12 protein-coding genes and 6 tRNA genes are annotated in these 16,883 nt (G+C 63.2%); 15 read left to right on the forward strand and 3 right to left on the reverse strand.

Going from position 1 to position 16,883, the window contains the following annotated elements; genetic code table 11:
- The first annotated feature begins 76 nt into the window (after positions 1-76).
- The 8 genes from gltX (at position 77) to AC07X4_RS11285 (ending at position 5,350) form a co-directional block, all read left to right on the forward strand.
- Positions 77-1,498, forward strand: a complete 1,422-nt coding sequence (gltX, locus tag AC07X4_RS11250) for a glutamate--tRNA ligase (protein WP_494740101.1) — start codon at positions 77-79, stop codon at positions 1,496-1,498.
- A 65-nt stretch (positions 1,499-1,563) separates the two neighbouring features.
- Positions 1,564-1,639: transfer RNA gene (locus AC07X4_RS11255), tRNA-Ala, on the forward strand.
- 32 nt (positions 1,640-1,671) lie between these two features.
- Positions 1,672-1,747 (forward strand) — tRNA-Glu (locus AC07X4_RS11260).
- A gap of 53 nt (positions 1,748-1,800) precedes the next feature.
- A tRNA-Asp gene (locus AC07X4_RS11265) sits at positions 1,801-1,877 on the forward strand.
- A 64-nt stretch (positions 1,878-1,941) separates the two neighbouring features.
- Positions 1,942-2,017: transfer RNA gene (locus tag AC07X4_RS11270), tRNA-Ala, on the forward strand.
- A 34-nt stretch (positions 2,018-2,051) separates the two neighbouring features.
- A tRNA-Glu gene (locus AC07X4_RS11275) sits at positions 2,052-2,127 on the forward strand.
- Between the two features lie 53 nt (positions 2,128-2,180).
- Positions 2,181-2,257 (forward strand) — tRNA-Asp (locus tag AC07X4_RS11280).
- 210 nt (positions 2,258-2,467) lie between these two features.
- Positions 2,468-5,350: a bifunctional diguanylate cyclase/phosphodiesterase gene (locus AC07X4_RS11285; protein ID WP_494740102.1), complete on the forward strand. Its 2,883-nt coding sequence runs from the start codon at positions 2,468-2,470 to the stop codon at positions 5,348-5,350.
- Positions 5,351-5,579: 229 nt separating this feature from the next.
- Here the strand turns inward: AC07X4_RS11285 and AC07X4_RS11290 are convergent, their stop codons facing one another.
- The 3 genes from AC07X4_RS11290 to AC07X4_RS11300 form a co-directional block, all read right to left on the reverse strand.
- The gene (locus AC07X4_RS11290; protein ID WP_494740103.1) at positions 5,580-6,338 is read right to left on the reverse strand and encodes a 3-hydroxyacyl-CoA dehydrogenase; all 759 of its coding nucleotides are present in this window, start codon (positions 6,336-6,338) and stop codon (positions 5,580-5,582) included.
- Positions 6,339-6,458: 120 nt separating this feature from the next.
- Positions 6,459-7,511 (reverse strand): extracellular solute-binding protein, encoded by a 1,053-nt coding sequence (locus AC07X4_RS11295; RefSeq protein WP_494740104.1) that lies wholly within the window; start codon positions 7,509-7,511, stop codon positions 6,459-6,461.
- A 382-nt stretch (positions 7,512-7,893) separates the two neighbouring features.
- Positions 7,894-8,442, reverse strand: coding sequence for a phasin family protein (locus tag AC07X4_RS11300; RefSeq protein ID WP_056063715.1), 549 nt, complete (start codon positions 8,440-8,442; stop codon positions 7,894-7,896).
- A gap of 198 nt (positions 8,443-8,640) precedes the next feature.
- On the opposite strand from AC07X4_RS11300, the gene AC07X4_RS11305 reads away from it, so the two are divergent.
- From AC07X4_RS11305 to AC07X4_RS11335, 7 genes are all read left to right on the forward strand, one after another.
- Positions 8,641-9,573, forward strand: coding sequence for a histone deacetylase family protein (locus AC07X4_RS11305; RefSeq protein ID WP_494740105.1), 933 nt, complete (start codon positions 8,641-8,643; stop codon positions 9,571-9,573).
- Positions 9,570-10,052 (forward strand): acyl-CoA thioesterase, encoded by a 483-nt coding sequence (locus AC07X4_RS11310; RefSeq protein ID WP_494740106.1) that lies wholly within the window; start codon positions 9,570-9,572, stop codon positions 10,050-10,052. The genes AC07X4_RS11305 and AC07X4_RS11310 overlap by 4 nt, the downstream gene beginning before the upstream one ends.
- Before the next feature lie 252 nt (positions 10,053-10,304).
- Positions 10,305-11,525 carry a nicotinate phosphoribosyltransferase gene (gene pncB / locus AC07X4_RS11315; protein ID WP_056063706.1) on the forward strand — a complete coding sequence of 407 codons (1,221 nt, stop codon included), beginning with the start codon at positions 10,305-10,307 and terminating at the stop codon, positions 11,523-11,525.
- A 66-nt stretch (positions 11,526-11,591) separates the two neighbouring features.
- Positions 11,592-13,004 (forward strand): sodium:proton antiporter, encoded by a 1,413-nt coding sequence (locus AC07X4_RS11320; RefSeq protein WP_192421911.1) that lies wholly within the window; start codon positions 11,592-11,594, stop codon positions 13,002-13,004.
- Positions 13,005-13,179: 175 nt separating this feature from the next.
- Entirely contained in the window at positions 13,180-14,163 is a 984-nt protein-coding gene (locus tag AC07X4_RS11325; RefSeq protein WP_494740107.1) for a 2-hydroxyacid dehydrogenase, read from the forward strand.
- A gap of 75 nt (positions 14,164-14,238) precedes the next feature.
- Positions 14,239-15,786, forward strand: a complete 1,548-nt coding sequence (locus AC07X4_RS11330; protein WP_494740108.1) for a DNA recombination protein RmuC — start codon at positions 14,239-14,241, stop codon at positions 15,784-15,786.
- On the forward strand, positions 15,783-16,883 hold a 1,101-nt coding region (locus AC07X4_RS11335), incomplete at its 3' end, for an MFS transporter (protein WP_494740109.1). The genes AC07X4_RS11330 and AC07X4_RS11335, both read left to right, overlap by 4 nt.

Here is a 16,883-nt window from a genome sequence, read left to right on the forward strand (position 1 = left end):
TGTTTCAGTACTGACTGCGCCCGATGGATTGACCCCACTTGAGAACTGGCCCCGTTGAGGGCCAGCATTGATTTTTATGACTGAAACCACTGCTTCCAGCACGGGCCGCGTACGCACCCGCTTCGCTCCTTCGCCCACCGGCTTCATCCACCTGGGCAATATCCGGTCGGCCTTGTACCCCTGGGCATTCGCTCGCGCCACGGGTGGTGACTTCATTCTGCGCATTGAAGACACCGACCTGGAGCGCTCCAGCCAGGCAGCGGTGGACGTCATCATCGAGGGCATGGCTTGGTTGGGCCTGAACCACGACGAAGGCCCGTTCTATCAGATGCAGCGCATGGACCGTTACAAGGCGGCTCTGGCAGAGATGCAGGCTGCCGGTCATGTGTATCCCTGTTACATGAGCGTGGCCGAGCTGGATGCGCTGCGCGAGCGGCAGATGGCTGCAAAGGAGAAGCCTCGCTACGACGGCACTTGGCGCCCCGAGGCTGGCAAGACCCTGCCCGCTATTCCAGAAGGCGTGCAGCCTGTGCTGCGCTTCAAGAACCCGCAGGGCGGGGTGGTGGCCTGGGACGACAAGGTCAAGGGCCGCATCGAGATCAGCAACGATGAGCTGGATGACCTGGTCATCGCGCGGCCCGATGGCACGCCCACCTACAACTTCTGCGTGGTGGTGGACGATATCGACATGGCGATCACGCACGTGATCCGTGGCGACGACCACGTGAACAACACTCCACGCCAGATCAACATCTTCCGCGCCCTGGGCAAGGAACCCCCGGTCTATGCCCACCTGCCTACCGTGCTGAACGAGCAGGGCGAGAAGATGAGCAAGCGCAATGGGGCCAAGCCTGTGACGCAGTACCGCGATGAAGGTTATCTGCCCGACGCCATGGTGAATTACCTGGCCCGCTTGGGCTGGAGTCATGGCGACGATGAGATCTTCAGCCGTGAGCAGTTCCTGCAGTGGTTCAACCTCGACCATCTGGGCCGCAGCGCGGCGCAGTTCGATGAAGCCAAGCTGCGCTGGGTGAATGCCCAGCATCTGAAAGCCATGGCTGATGACGCTTTGGCGGCGCTGGTGGCTCCGCAGCTGCAGGCGCGTGGTGTTTCGGCGCAGGCGCTGGCCGATGGGCGTCTGCCCCGTATCTGCGCACTGTTCAAAGACCGGTGCGATACCACCGTCGCGCTCGCCCACTGGGCGCAGGTTTTTTATGGCGATGTGTCGCCCGTGGATGCTGAGCGCGCGCAGCATGTCACCGACGCCATTGCGCCTGCTCTGGACGCATTGGCCGATGCGCTGTCTGCGTGTGAATGGGACAAGGCTTCCATCAGTGCGGCGTTCAAGCAGGTGCTGGCTGCCCAAGGTCTGAAGATGCCTCAACTGGCCATGCCTGCGCGCGTGTTGACGGTTGGTACCGCCCACACGCCATCGGTCGATGCGGTGCTGGAATTGGTCGGACGTGAAAAAGTTGTAGCGCGTTTGCGAAACCGCTAAAAATCTGTCTATAATTCAAGGCTCAGGTGATGACAACAAATACTAAGTGTTTGAAGTTATTTAGTGGGGGTATAGCTCAGCTGGGAGAGCGCTTGCATGGCATGCAAGAGGTCATCGGTTCGATCCCGTTTACCTCCACCACATCGCTTGATAACGGTTAGTTCCAAGGTTTTGACCCTATCGTCTAGAGGCCTAGGACATCACCCTTTCACGGTGAGTACCGGGGTTCGAATCCCCGTAGGGTCGCCAAGTTTGTAGCACTTGGCTTGTGTTGAGAAATGCAAGCGAAAAGCTGCCTGCCAGGAGTGGTAGTTCAGTTGGTTAGAATACCGGCCTGTCACGCCGGGGGTCGCGGGTTCGAGTCCCGTCCACTCCGCCAGTCAACAGTTTTTGCAGTCCTTTTGAGTGCAAAAACTTTTCTTCGGTACAAGCCGAAGAAGTTTGGGGGTATAGCTCAGCTGGGAGAGCGCTTGCATGGCATGCAAGAGGTCATCGGTTCGATCCCGTTTACCTCCACCAAATTTGTCAGTAGTTCGGTTAGTTCCAAGGTTTTGACCCCATCGTCTAGAGGCCTAGGACATCACCCTTTCACGGTGAGTACCGGGGTTCGAATCCCCGTGGGGTCGCCAAGTTTGTAGCACTTGGCTTGTGTTGATAAATGCAAGCAAAAAGCTGCCTGCCAGGAGTGGTAGTTCAGTTGGTTAGAATACCGGCCTGTCACGCCGGGGGTCGCGGGTTCGAGTCCCGTCCACTCCGCCAGATATCAACCGCTGCAGTCGCAAGGCTGCAGCGGTTTTTTTTATGCCTCTTTGGCTACGTCATGTGCTCGCATGGCTTTGCAGGCATCCTGAGACAGGTTCCGCTACTGGGGTTCAACCTGTTACAAGTGGTAGGGCCTGTGCAAGAATCACCGGTACCCGGCCGCATCGCCAACCGCCCAGGCGGCTCTCACAGACCCATCCCGCGCCTATGAACCTTTTTCGGCTGCAGATTCACCCACAGCACCTGGCCAGCTTCAAGGCTGTGGCGCCGGTGCTTTACTTGTTGACCGGTGGGGTGATTGCAGCCTGGGCCTATTTTTCGGTGGCCAGTCCGCAGCGGGTGGGGCACTACCTCACGCTGCACCAAGTGCTGGAGACGCTGTCCATCGCTGTGTCTGCCCTGGTATTTGCAGTGGGGTGGAAGGCACACAGCCTCAATCCGCAGCGCAATGTGCTCATCCTGGCCTGCGGCTTTCTGGGCGTGGCGATCCTCGATTTTTCGCACATGCTGTCATTCGCCGGCATGCCCGACTACATCACGCCCAACTCGGTGGCCAAGGGCATCAATTTCTGGTTACCCGCGAGATACCTGGGGGCGCTGACGCTTCTGGGCGCGGTGGCATTACATTGGCGCGTGCCTGGTGATGCTGCAGCACCCCGCCCTGGCAGATTTTTGGTGCTGGCGCTGGTACTGGCCGTTGTCGCAGTCATCCACGCCGTTGTGTTCTTGTTTCCACAATGGTACCCGCAGACCTACGACGACCAGGGGCTCACACGGTTCAAGATTGCTTCCGAGTACGGCGTGGTGGCCTTGTATGCAGCGTCGCTGGGCGTGCTGCTGCACTGGGCGCGGGAGCGTGCCGCCTTTGACGTGGCCAGGTTGTTCGCCGCCGTGTGGGTAATGGCCCTGAGCGAGTTTTTTTTCACGTTCTACGTCGTCGCGACCGATCCCTTCAATCTGCTGGGCCATATGTACAAGGTGGTGGGGTACTACTACCTGTACCGCGCCATTTTTGTGGGCACCATCGAGGCGCCGTACCGGGTGCTCAAGCAGTCCGACAAGGCCATGCGGGCCGTGCTGGACGCCGTGCCTGACCTGATGTTCGAGGTGACCCGCGACGGTCGCTATGTGCAGATCCATACGCGCCAGCCTGAATTGCTGCTGATGCCTGCCAACGAGGTCGTGGGGCGTTCGATCCACGACATCTTGCCTCCTGCGGCGGCAGCTGTGGCGCAGGCTGCGATCAATGCCGCAGCAGAGCAAGGTCTGGCCCGCGACTTCCAGTACGCACTGGACCTGCCCGACGGGCAGCACTGGTTTGAGCTGTCCGTGGCGCGCAAGGGGATGGACGATGAAACGGATGATCACTTTGTGGTGCTGTCCCGCGACATCACGCAGCGGGTTCAGATGCTGGACACCCTGCGCAAGCTGCGGCATGCCGTGGAGCAGGCGCCCAACTCCATCTTCATTGCAGGCGCTGACGGCAACATCGAATATGTGAACCCCGCGTTCACCGCCACGACAGGCTACAGCCCCGAGGAGGTGATTGGCCGTAACCCGCGTCTGCTGAGCGCCGGGGCAACGCCTGCCAGCGTGTATGCCGACCTGTGGGCGCATTTGACGTCAGGCCGTCCGTGGCGCGGCGAGTTCGTGAACCGGCGCAAGGGCGGAGGCGAATACAACGAGTCCGCCATCATCTCGCCACTGCACGACGAGCAGGGCCGCATCACCCACTACCTGGCCGTGCAAGAGGACGTGACGGAACGTCGGCGTGACGAGGAACGTATCCGCAAGCTGATCAACTTTGATGCGCTGACAGGCTTGCCCAACCGCACGATGTTCGCCTCCCGTTTCAGCCAGGCCCTTGCACTGACCCAACGCAGCGGCCATCAGCTTGCCTTGTTGTATCTGGACCTGGACCACTTCAAGAACGTGAACGACTCGCTGGGTCACCAGGTGGGCGATGGGTTGCTGATCGAGATTGCGCACCGCTTGCAGTCGGTGGTGCGCGACGAGGACACGGTGTCCCGACAGGGCGGGGACGAGTTTGTCATTGTGCTGCCGCTCACCGATGCCCAGCAGGCGGCCCACGTGGCCGACGAGTTGCAGGCACAGGTGCGCCGCATCTGCCAGCTGGAGCACCACGAACTGGTGGTCACGTCATCGATCGGTATTGCGATGTACCCCGAAGATGGTGGTGACTTTGAAACCCTGGCGCAGCGCGCCGACGCAGCCATGTTCCGCGCCAAAGAGTCGGGGCGCGACACCTACCGGTTCTTCTCGGCGGACATGCAGGCACGGTCGCTCAGGGTGTTGCACATCGAGAACGCTCTGCGCAGCGCCCTGATGCAGGGCCAGCTGACGCTGCACTACCAGCCGCAAATCCGGCTGAAGGACCGTCAACTGGTGGGGGTGGAGGCCCTGCTGCGCTGGACCCACCCCGAGCTGGGCGCCGTCAGCCCGGCCGAGTTCATACCGGTCGCCGAGAGCAGCGGCCAGATTCTGGGCATCGGAGAATGGGTGCTGCGCACTGCGCTGGCCCAGGCCCGGCAATGGCGCGATGCTGGCCACACCGAGCTGGTGGTGGCGGTGAACCTGTCGATGGTGCAGTTTCGCCATCCGGGTCTGGTGGACATGGTGGGCCGGGCGCTGGCCGACAGCGGGGTGCCGTCGCAAATGCTGGAGCTGGAGCTGACCGAGAGCATCGCCATGGATGCGCCTGAGCAGGTGATTGCCATCGTGCGGCAGCTGTGTGACCTGGGCGTGCAGCTGTCCATTGACGACTTTGGGACCGGGTACTCGTCGTTCAGCTATATCCAGCGCCTCAAGGTGCACAAGCTCAAGATCGACCAGTCGTTTGTGCGGCATTTGGGCGACGACCCCAGCGCGCCCCACATCGTGCGCGCCATCATCGGTCTGGCGCAAAGCCTGGGCCTGGAAACCATTGCCGAGGGCGTGGAGACGGCTGCGCAGCGTGACGTACTTTGGGGACTGGGCTGCGACACCGGGCAGGGCTACCACTTCAGCCGCCCTGTGCCAGCTGCCGACTTGGAGGGGCTTCTCACCCAAGGCCACGCAGTCTTGGGTTGAGGAGGCGGGAGACCGGGGTAAGCCACCGCCAAAACGAAGCCGCCGCGTTGTGAGCGCGGCGGTCGGGTGGGCATCAGCAAAGTGTTTGGTTCTCAGTAGTCCTGCGGCCTTTCCGGGCCCCTTGTGGACGACTTTTTGTGCCAAACAGGCACCATGTGCTAGAGGAATATACCTAAGGTGCTATCGAAAGAGTAGCATTCAGGCGTGCCTCTTTAACTCAATCCCCAGCTCAGCGTGGTGCCAGGCGAATGGCACCGTCCAGGCGGATCACCTCGCCATTGAGCATGTCGTTTTCGAGGATGTGGCGCACCAGCTTGGCGTAGTCCTGGGGGGTGCCCAGGCGGCTGGGGAAGGGCACGCCAGCGGCCAGCGCATCCTGCACTTCCTGCGGCATGCCAAACAGCATGGGAGTGCCGAAGATGCCGGGGGCAATGGTCATGTTGCGGATGCCGTTGCGCGCTAGGTCACGGGCAATCGGCAGGGTCATGCCGACCACGCCGCCCTTGGAGGCTGCGTAGGCGGCCTGGCCGATCTGGCCGTCGTAGGCGGCCACGCTGGCCGTGGAGATCAGCACGCCACGTTCGCCGGTGGATTCCGGCTCGTTCTTGCTCATGGCCTCGGCGGCCAGGCGGATCATGTTGAAGCTGCCAATCAGATTGACCGTGATGGTCTTGCTGAACAAGGCCAGCGCATGCGCACCGTTCTTGCCCACCGTCTTCTCGGCGGGGGCGATGCCGGCGCAGTTCACCAGGCCCACCAGTTTGCCCAGCGACACGGCCTTGGCCACCACGGCTTGGCCGTCTGCCTCGTTGCTCACATCGCATTTCACGAACGCGCCGCCGATTTCCTTGGCCACGGCTTCGCCTTTTTCTGCCTGCATGTCGGCAATGACCACGATGCCGCCCTGGGAGGCCAGCATGCGTGCCGTGCCTTCGCCCAGGCCCGAAGCGCCGCCGGTGACGATGAATACCTTGCCTTGGATGTCCATGGTTGTCTCCAGTAAGTGACGTTAACGTAAACGTCAATTATGGCGCATCTCCTCACGGTGCTGAACGCGAAAAAAAGCCCGGACCGGGCCGGGCTTGTGGTGGGTGAGGGCAGGGGCAGCTTACTGGAAGCCCACGCGGTCCAGCATCTGCTGCACCTTGGTCGTGTTGGCGCCCACCGCGCTGATCGGGATGGTCTCGTTCTTGAAAGGCTTGCCGCCGGTCATGGCCTTGAGTGCCGGGTTGTCCAGTGCCACGCCCTTGGCAGCAGGCCACTCGTTGTTGCCGTTTGCAAAATAGTTCTGTGCCTCGGGGCTGGCCAGATATTCGAGGAACTTGATGGCGTTGGCCTGGTTCTTGGAGTGCTTGGCCACCGCGCCGCCGGCGATGTTCAGGTGCGTGCCCCAGGATTCCTGGTTGGGGAACACCACGCCCACCTTGTTGACCACAGCCACGTCTTCGGGCTTGTTGGAGCGCATCATGCGCGCCAGGTAGTAGGTGTTGGTCACGGCGATGTCGCACTCACCCGCGGCCACGGCCTTGATCTGGTCGGTGTCGCCGCCCTTGGGTGGGCGGGCCAGGTTGGCCACCATGCCCTTGAGCCAGGCTTCGGCCTTCTGTTCGCCCATGTGTTCCGTTACAGCGCCGAACAGGCTCAGGTTGTAGGGGTGCGAGCCGGAGCGGATGCACAGCTTGCCCTTGTTCTTGGGGTCACCCAGTTCTTCGTAGGTGTCCACATCGGCCTTCTGCATCTTGACCTTGTTGTAGACGATGACGCGCGCGCGGGTGGACAGGCCAAACCACGAGATGCCGCCGTCCGCTGCCGGCTGGCTGCGCAGATTAGCGGGGATGGCATCGTTCAGTACCTTGGACTGGATGGGCTGAAACAGGCCATCGACCTCGCCCTTGTACAGGCGGGCTGCGTCCACCAGCAGGATCACGTCGGCGGGCGAGGCGGTGCCTTCGGCCTTCAACCGGGCCAGGATGCCGGCATCGTCCGCGTCCACGCGGTTGATCTTGATGCCCGTGGCCTTGGTAAAGCCGGTGTACAGCGCTTCGTCGGTGGAGTAGTGGCGGGCCGAGTAGAGGTTGACCACTTGTTCCTGGGCGTGCACGGCGCCCGCAGCGGCGGCCAGGGCACAAGCGCTCAGCAAGGCTTTCACAGTCTTCGACATGGGTTGCGTCTTTCGGGGTTGAAACTGCGTCAATGATAAAGCAAACGCGAATTATTCTTGATCAATGTCTTGCGCAAAGGCCGGATTTCGGGTCCGGGTTTGAGGTGGCGCAAGGGCCGCATGCCGTGGATGCTGGACCACCGTAAAAAGATCGGTTCGCCGCGCGGGCCCGTTCCCACGCTTGCGGCCTGTGGGTGGTCAGGCCAAAAAAAAGCCCGGTCGTAAAACCGGGCTTTAAAAGGATCCTTGAAACGGGGGTTTCGAGAGGATCCAAGGAGACAACTGAGGCGCAGTAGACAAGGTCAGCAGCGCATGGGTTGAATTATCAGGGTATTCCCTGAACACGGCCTAGAGGTTGCACTCCAGACCGCAGGTAGGGCGATTAACGCTTGCGGGGAGCGGCCGTCTTGGCAGCGTTGGCAGCGGTGTTGGCCACGGCGTTGAAGTTGGCTTCAGCCACATCAGACGCTTGCTTCACAGCCTTTTGTACCGACTCGAACGCGTTGTTGGCGGCAGACACGGCGCTCTTCATCACGGCCACAGCGGTTTCGGAACCGGCGGGGGCGTTCTTGGCGGCGCTGTCCACCAGGTTGGTGAAAGCCTTCTGTGCGTCGGTGGCCTGGGCTTCGAAAGCCTTGCCGAACTCAGCGCCCGTGCCCGATGCGATGTCGTACAGGTGGCGGCTGTAAGCGGCGGTCTTTTCAGCCAAGGGCTGGAACAGGCCAGCTTGCAGGGCCAGCAGTTCTTGTGCGTCCTTCACGCCCAGCACGGCTTGCGTGTGGTTGGCGGCTTCGGACAGGGCAGCGCGCGAAGCGGTCACGTTCAGTTCGACCAGCTTTTCCACGCCTTCGAAAGCCTTGGTGGTCAAGCCAAACAGGGTTTCGATGTTGGCCTTGTGGGATGCCAGGATTTGTTCTGCGGTCAGCGACATGTCATATCTCCTAAAAATGAGGGCCCAGGGGGCCGGGTGGTTCACAGACATCTGCGCTGACCTTGACCTGTTGGTCATGTTGCAGTGCAGCATGGGGTGAATTTTAGGGACTTGCAGCGCTATTGCAAGGGCTTTTTGTTGCACTGCAGCAAATTAGACACGATCACCCAGAAATCCCCGGCTTGCCACAATTGCGTCATGCACGCCTACTACGCCGACCACTTCGTGTTGCCTTTGCCGGATGGTCACCGCTTCCCCATGGCCAAGTACCGCATGCTGCGCGACCGGATCGCCCAGCACCTGCCTGACGTGCTGTTGAAAGAAGCCCTACCAGCATCGGATGAGGCACTGGCGCGGGTGCACAGCCCGCAGTACATCGATGCCATCGCCCAGGGCACGTTGGCGCCCGCCGCGCAGCGGGAGATCGGGTTTCCCTGGAGTCCTGCCATGGCAGAGCGCGCTCGCCGCTCGGTGGGCGCTACTCTGGCGGCCACCCGCGCCGCCTGGCGCGAGGGTGTCGCCGGCAACCTGGCTGGCGGCACCCACCACTCGTATGCCGATAAGGGCAGTGGCTTTTGTGTGTTCAACGATGTGGCGGTGGCTGCCCGGCAGGCACAGGCCGATCACCTGAACGATGGATCGGGCTGGCCGCTGCAGGTGGCGGTGATCGACCTGGATGTGCACCAGGGCAATGGCACGGCCCATATCTTTCAGGGCGACGACAGCGTGTTCACCCTGTCGCTGCATGGTGCACGCAACTTTCCTTTTCGCAAGGAGCCGAGTGACCTGGACGTGGAACTGCCAGACGGATGCGCTGACGACGACTACCTGCACGCCCTGGACCAGGCCCTGGAGGCGCTGGACCGTCGCTGCAAGCCGGACCTGGTGTTCTATCTGGCGGGGGCGGACCCCCATGTGGGCGACCGCCTGGGTCGTCTCGCCGTCACCCACGATGGGCTGGAGGCACGCGACCGGCGGGTGTTTGACTGGGCCTGGCAGCGGCGCATTCCCACGGTGTTCGTGATGGCGGGCGGCTACGGCAACGACCTGGAGGACACACTGCTGGCGCAGCTCACCACCTGGCGCGTAGCCTGGCAGTACCACCAGCGCTGGCAGAATGTGCGGCCATGACCTCTGCCGCCAGCCCCTCTCCCGTCGCTTCTTCCGCACCGGTCCGCCCGGCTCCGCAGCCGCGCAGCGCCTACCCCGTGTTCCGTCCCATCACCACGCGCTGGGCCGACAACGATGTGTATGGCCATGTGAACAACGTCGTGTACTACAGCTGGTTTGACACCGCCGTGAATGCCCACCTGATCGACCAGGGCGTGCTCGACATCCACGCGGGGGAAACCATCGGCCTTGTGATCGAGACACAATGCAATTACTTTGCGCCACTGGCGTTCCCGCAGACAGTGGAGGCTGGCATCCGCGTCGCGCGGCTGGGGGGCTCCAGCGTGCGCTACGAGGTGGGCCTGTTTGCGCAGGGTGAGCCACTGACGGCGGCGGCAGGACACTTCATCCACGTGTATGTGGACCGCGAGACCCGTCGCCCAGTGGCCGTGCCAGACGCATTGCGCAAGGTGTTGCAGGCGCTGGTCATGCCTGGCTAATGGGTAGTTGATGGGCGGCTGATCGGCGGCCGCATGCCGTTGCCACTGATTTGATAGCACCAAGCGCTGGCGCAATTTGCACTTGGGCCCTGAACAGCCTGAATTTCCGGCAGCGGCTGAAGGCTGGCTGACGCCGCCCGCAGTGCCGCGCACCGGGCGCCGTGATGGCCTACACTTTGCGGCTTTATTGTCCGGTCTGCGGCCGGAGCATCGCGTGCCCAGCGTGCGCGGTTTCTGAGGCGTGCCCTGTCCATGATCATCACCAGCCTGCTCGACACCGACCTGTACAAGTTCACCATGATGCAGGTGGTGCTGCATCAGTTTCCCGGGGCGCAGGTCGAGTACAAGTTCAAGTGTCGCAACCCCGGCGTGCAGCTGGCACCGTTTGCCAACGAGATCCGGGACGAGATCCGTTCGTTGTGCAGCCTGCAGTTTCAGGATGCCGAGCTGGCCTACCTGCGATCGCTGCGATTCATCAAGAGCGACTTCGTGGACTTTCTGGGCCTGTTCAAGCTCAACGAGAAGTACATCACCGTTGTGCCCCAGCACAACGGTGAAATCGACATCACCATCCGCGGGCCCTGGCTGCACACGATCCTGTTCGAGATCCCGGTGTTGGCCATTATCAACGAGGTGTACTTTCGCAACACGCAGAAGGTGCCCGACTTTCCGGAAGGCCGCCGCCGTCTCGACGCCAAGATTGCGCTGCTGCAGGGCGAGGGCCTGTCCGACCTCAAGATTGCCGACTACGGCACGCGCCGCCGCTTCTCGCGCGCCTGGCACGAAGAAGTGCTTCGCGTGCTGGTGGCACGCCTCGGTACCGGGGACCGCCGCCCAGGTGCACCCGCAGGCCCCGGGCAGTTCGCAGGCACCAGCAACGTGCTGTACGCGATGAAGCTGGGCGTGACCCCCCTGGGCACCATGGCGCACGAATATTTGCAGGCCTGCCAGGCGCTGGGCCCGCGGCTGCGCGACAGCCAGGTGTTTGGCTTTGAGATGTGGGCCAAGGAATACCGGGGTGACCTGGGCATTGCGCTGTCGGACGTGTACGGCATGAGCGCCTTCCTGCGTGACTTCGACCTGTACTTCTGCAAGCTGTTCGACGGTGCCCGCCATGACAGCGGCGACCCGTTCGCTTGGGGCGAACGCTTGCTGGACCACTACCGCAAGAACCGCGTGGACCCGCTGACCAAGACGCTGATCTTCAGCGACGCGCTCACCATCCCGCGCACCATCGAGCTGTACCAGCAGTTCCGGGGCCGCTGCCAGCTGGCGTTTGGTATCGGCACCAACCTGACCAATGACCTCGGCAGCCCGCCTGCCCATGAGCCTTTGCAGGTCGTCATCAAGATGACGCGCTGCAATGACCAGCCTGTGGCCAAGCTGTCGGACACGCCGGGTAAGGGCATGTGTGACGACGAGAAGTACCTGGCCTACCTGCGCCAGGTGTTTGATATCCCTTCGCCGGTGTGACCGTGCCCCGCAGGTGCCATGGCCCTGCGTCCCCTGATTTTTAGCAATGAGACGGAGACAAGAACCATGAAATTTTCGCGCGGGCTGGCAGTGGCCGGCCTACTGGCGGCGTTGCCGGGACTGGCACTGGCGGCCGATATTGATGGCAGTGCGTTGTCAGTGCTGTGGGGCGTGCCCTTTGCCGGCATTCTGCTGTCGATTGCCTTGATGCCGCTGTTGGCGCCCATCTTCTGGCACCACCACTTTGGTAAGGTCGCAGCCGGTTGGGCGCTGGCTTTTCTGGTGCCGTTTGCGCTGGTGTTTGGCCCGGGCGCGGCGGGTGCGAGTTTTGTGCACGCGCTGGTGGCCGAATACATTCCGTTCGTCATCCTGCTCACCGCGCTGTTTACCGTGGCAGGGGGCATCTACATACGGGGCAACCTGCACGGCAGCCCGGCGCTCAACACGGCCATCCTCGCCATTGGCGCGGTGCTCGCCAGTGTCATGGGCACCACGGGGGCGTCGATGCTGCTCATCCGCCCGTTGATCCGCGCCAATGACAACCGCAAGCACACGGCGCATGTGGTGGTGTTCTTCATCTTCATCGTCTCCAACGCCGGGGGCTCGCTCACGCCCTTGGGTGACCCACCGCTGTTCCTGGGCTTCCTGAAGGGCGTGGACTTCTTCTGGACGGTGAGCCACATTTTCCCCGAGACACTCTTTTTGGTGGGCTCGCTGCTGGCCATCTTCTTCGTGATGGATTCCTGGTACTACCACCGGCGCGAAGAGGTGCTCAGGGCCGACCCCACGCCCGACACCAAAGCCATCGGCTTTGACGGTAAGGCCAACTTTGCGCTGCTGGGCGTGGTGGTGGTGCTGGTGCTGCTCAGCGGCCTGTGGAAGTCGCAGGTGGCGTTCACCATCGCCGGGGCCGAGGTGGGGCTGCCCGGCATCGTGCGGGACGTGGGCCTGATCATCGTGGCGCTGGTTTCCCTGCGCATCACGCCCAAGCAGGTGCATGAAGACAACCAGTTCAGCTGGGGCCCCATGCAGGAAGTGGCCAAGCTGTTTGCGGGCATCTTCCTCACCATCATCCCGGTGATCGCGATGCTCAAGGCGGGCGTCAATGGCCCCTTTGGTGCCGTGGTGTCCGCCGTCACGCGGCCGGACGGCACACCTGACCCGGCCATGTACTTCTGGGCGTCCGGGCTGCTCAGCTCGTTCCTCGACAACGCGCCGACCTACCTGGTCTTCTTCAACACCGCCGGGGGCGACCCGGCCGTGCTGATGACCACCCTGGCCCCCACGCTAGCCGCCATCTCGGCGGGCTCGGTGTTCATGGGCGCCAACAGCTACATCGGCAATGCGCCCAACATGATGGTCAAGGCCATTGCCGAAGACCGCGGCGTGAAGATGCCCAGCTTCTTCGGCTACATGCTGTGGTCGGGGGGTATTCTGGTGCCGCTCTTTATCGTCATGACTTTCATCTGGTTTAGATAGTGAACATCCCCCTGAGCGGCTGCGCCGCTTCCCCCTTCTCTCGCACCGCTGCGCGCTGCGGTAAGGGGGGCGCCGCCCTCGCTGCAGGGCGGCCTTTGCTCGGCGGCCACTGGCTTGGACCACGCCAGTTTCATAGGCCGACGTGCGTTGCGAATAGTTTGGAGATTGAAGACTTATGAGCAAACCCCGCATCCTGGTCGCCCGCGCGATCTTTCCTGACATCGTGGACCGCCTGCGCGAGCACTTTGACGTTGAGGCCAACCCCGACGACGTGATCTGGACCCCGCAAGAGCTGGCCGCGCGCCTGGCCGACAAGGATGGGGTGCTGACCACCGGCAGCCAGCGCATTGATGCCGCGCTGCTGGCCGCTGCGCCGCGCCTCAAGATCTGCGCCAACATGGCGGTGGGCTACAACAACTTTGACGTGGACGCCATGACGGCGGCTGGCGTGCTGGGCACCAACACGCCCGACGTGCTCACTGAGACCACCGCCGACTTCGGCTTTGCATTGCTGATGGCCACGGCCCGCCGCATGACCGAGAGCGAGCATTACCTGCGTGCCGGGAAGTGGACCAAGTGGAGCTACGACATGTTCGCGGGCAGCGACATCCACGGCAGCACGCTGGGCATCGTCGGCATGGGCCGCATCGGGCAGGGCATTGCCAAGCGCGGGGCGCATGGCTTTGGCATGAAGGTGGTCTACCACAACCGTTCGCGTCTGTCGGCCGAACTGGAGGCCGAATGCAAGGCCACCTACGTGGGCAAGGAAGAGTTGCTGCGCACCGCAGACCATGTGGTGCTGGTGGTGCCCTACACGCCTGCGTCGCACCACACCATCGGTACGGCTGAGCTGGCGTTGATGAAGCCCACGGCGACGCTCGTCAACATTGCGCGCGGCGGCATCGTGGACGACGCTGCGCTGGCTGTGGCCCTGCGCGAGCGTCGCATTGCGGCGGCGGGGCTGGATGTGTTTGAAGGCGAACCCAGCGTGCACCCCGATCTGCTGACCGTGCCCAACGTGGTGCTCACCCCGCACATTGCCAGCGCCACCGTGCCCACCCGGCGCGCCATGGCCAACCTGGCGGCGGATAACCTGATTGCCTTCTTTGACGGGCGGGGGCCGCTCACGCCGGTGAATCAGCCCGCCACCCTGCGTTGATGCGGGATTTTGGGTCCAATCGACCGGATGCGCTAGTCAATCATGCGCTGATAGCTATCAAAAATATAGTAAACCTTGGCCACTGACACACTTGTTCTCTTGGCGGCGCTGGCACTGGCGCTGGTCCTTCTGGTGGCGCTTTTGCTGCGCCGTCCCCGCGTGGACCTGCCGCCCGAGTGGCTGGCACGCCTGCAGTCGCTGGAGCAAACCACACAGGCGACGCAGATTGCGGTGGCCAAGAATGATGGTGCGCTGGACGGCATGGGGCAGCAGCTGCGTGGCTTTACCCAGACCACGCAGTCCACGCTGGAGACATTGCGCCATGCCGTGGACGAACGCCTGGCCCAGGCCGTGGCCGAATCCCGCAACGGCCGCGCCGAGCTGTTGGCTGCCTTTGGCGTATTCGAGGCGCGGCTGGAGCAGCGCCTCACGGCCCTGGATGCGGCCACACGCCTCACGCTCGATTCGCTCAAGGGCGATACCCAGTCGCAGCTGGGAGTGATGTCGCAAGCGCTCAAGGACCAGCTCGAAGCCAACGGCTTTCAGATCAAGAACCAGTTTGCGGTGCTGCAAGACGCCGTGTCGCAGCAGCTCACCGGGCTGGTGCAGGGCAGCCAGCACAACGCCGAGCAGCTGCGCACCGCCCTCAACGAGCGCCTGGCCGCCATCCAGGCCGACAACGCCACCAAGCTCGAAGAAATGCGCCGCACGGTGGACGAAAAGCTGCACGCCACGCTGGAGCAGCGCCTGGGCGAGTCGTTCAAGCTGGTGAGCGACCGGCTCGAACAAGTGCACAAGGGCCTGGGCGAAATGCAGACCCTGGCGGGCAGCGTGGGCGACTTGAAGCGCGTGATGACCAACGTGAAGTCGCGCGGCACCTGGGGCGAAATGCAGCTGGGCGCCATCATCGACAACGTGCTCACGCCCGACCAGTTTGCGCGCAACGTCAAGACCGTGCCGGGCAGCGATGAGCTGGTGGAGTTTGCGATCCGCCTGCCCGGCAAGAGCGACGAGCATCCGGTGTGGCTGCCCATCGACTCCAAGTACCCCGTGGAGCAGTACCAGCGCCTGCTGGACGCGCAGGACGCGGCCGACAAGGCAGCCATTCAGTCGGCAGGCAATGCGTTCGAGACGTCGATCAAGCTGGAGGCCAAGAAGATCTTTGCCAAGTATGTGTCGCCCCCACACACCACCGACTTCGCCGTGCTCTACCTGCCCACCGAGGGCCTGTTTGCCGAGGTGATGCGCCGCCCCGGCCTGGTCGAAGCGGTGCAGAACGAGTGCCGCGTGATGATCACCGGCCCGGCCAACCTGGCCGCGATGCTCAACAGCCTGCAAATGGGCTTCAAGACACTGGCGATCGAAAAGCGCTCGTCCGAGGTGTGGAGCCTCTTGGGCATGGTCAAGACCGAGTTCGCCAAGTTTGGCGACGTGGTCGAGGCCACCAAAAAGTCCATCGACGCCGCCGCCAAGAAGTTTGACGAGGTAGGTGTGCGCACCCGTGCCATCCAGCGCAAGCTGCGGGATGTGCAGGACCTGCCTGCGCCCGACACAGCCGTGCCGCTGGCAGGGGCCAGTCCATCGGCATTGCCTGGTTTGGATTCCGAGGACGACCTGCCGTGAACTGGGCCCTGGCGCGCCTGATTGCGGGGCAGATCTGCGTGCACGCCTGCATGGCGGGCATGCGACTGGCGGCGCCACTGCTGGCGCTGCGCGAGGGCCACAGTGCAGCAGCCGTGGGGGTGTTGCTGGCATTGTTCGCACTCACGCAGGTTTTTCTGGCCTTGCCCGCAGGGCGCTATGCGGACCGGCACGGCTTGAAGCGCCCCGTGGGCTACGCGGTGGCCCTTGCATCGGCAGGGGCTGCGCTGGCGCTGGTGTTCCCCGTCTTTCCGGTGTTGTGTGTGGCTGCGTTGATGACCGGTGGCGCCACCGGGGCCGCCACCATTGCACTGCAGCGCCACGTGGGGCGCGCTGCGCACGACGCCACGCAGCTCAAGCAAGTGTTCAGCTGGCTGGCCATCGGGCCTGCGGTGTCCAACTTCATCGGGCCTTTCTGCGCGGGGCTCATGATCGACAACGCGGGCAGTGCTGCGGGCAGCACCGAGGGCTATCGCGCCGCCTTTGCCCTGATGGCGGTGTTGCCCCTGCTCACCTGGTTCTGGGTGCGAGACACAGTAGAGCTGCCGCCCGTGATCGCCGCCGCAGGCGGCCCCCCGCAGCGCGCGTGGGACCTGATGAACGAGCCTCCGTTTCGCCGCCTGCTACTGGTCAACTGGATCTTGTCCTCGTGCTGGGACGTGCACACCTTCGTAGTGCCGCTGCTCGGACACGAGCGCGGCTTGTCGGCCTCGGTCATTGGCTCCATCCTTGGGGCGTTTGCGATTGCCGCTGCCGTCATCCGGGTACTGATGCCCATCGTGGCGGAGCGGCTGCGCGAGCGGGTGGTGGTGGCGGGCGCCATGGTGGCTACGGCCGTGCTGTTTGGCGTCTACCCGCTGCTGCACAGCGCGCTGGCCATGGGCGCGTGTTCGGTGCTGCTCGGGTTTGCACTGGGCTCGGTGCAGCCCATGGTGATGAGCCTGCTGCACCAGATCACGCCGCCGGCCCGCCATGGCGAGGCGCTGGGCCTGCGGCTCATGGCCATCAACGCATCCAGCGTGCTCATGCCCATGCTGTTCGGCTCCGCCGGAGCCGTGATTGGGGTGGGAGGGCTGTTC

The organism is Acidovorax sp. GW460-11-11-14-LB4 (assembly GCF_059423685.1).

What these genes read in the sequence shown, in the direction of transcription:
- gltX (WP_494740101.1), top strand. Translation starts at nt 77, where the DNA reads ATGACTGAAACCACTGCTTCCAGCACGGGCCGCGTACGCACCCGCTTC.
- AC07X4_RS11285 (WP_494740102.1), top strand. Translation starts at nt 2,468, where the DNA reads ATGAACCTTTTTCGGCTGCAGATTCACCCACAGCACCTGGCCAGCTTC.
- AC07X4_RS11290 (WP_494740103.1), bottom strand. Translation starts at nt 6,338, where the DNA reads ATGGACATCCAAGGCAAGGTATTCATCGTCACCGGCGGCGCTTCGGGC.
- AC07X4_RS11295 (WP_494740104.1), bottom strand. Translation starts at nt 7,511, where the DNA reads ATGTCGAAGACTGTGAAAGCCTTGCTGAGCGCTTGTGCCCTGGCCGCC.
- AC07X4_RS11300 (WP_056063715.1), bottom strand. Translation starts at nt 8,442, where the DNA reads ATGTCGCTGACCGCAGAACAAATCCTGGCATCCCACAAGGCCAACATC.
- AC07X4_RS11305 (WP_494740105.1), top strand. Translation starts at nt 8,641, where the DNA reads ATGCACGCCTACTACGCCGACCACTTCGTGTTGCCTTTGCCGGATGGT.
- AC07X4_RS11310 (WP_494740106.1), top strand. Translation starts at nt 9,570, where the DNA reads ATGACCTCTGCCGCCAGCCCCTCTCCCGTCGCTTCTTCCGCACCGGTC.
- pncB (WP_056063706.1), top strand. Translation starts at nt 10,305, where the DNA reads ATGATCATCACCAGCCTGCTCGACACCGACCTGTACAAGTTCACCATG.
- AC07X4_RS11320 (WP_192421911.1), top strand. Translation starts at nt 11,592, where the DNA reads ATGAAATTTTCGCGCGGGCTGGCAGTGGCCGGCCTACTGGCGGCGTTG.
- AC07X4_RS11325 (WP_494740107.1), top strand. Translation starts at nt 13,180, where the DNA reads ATGAGCAAACCCCGCATCCTGGTCGCCCGCGCGATCTTTCCTGACATC.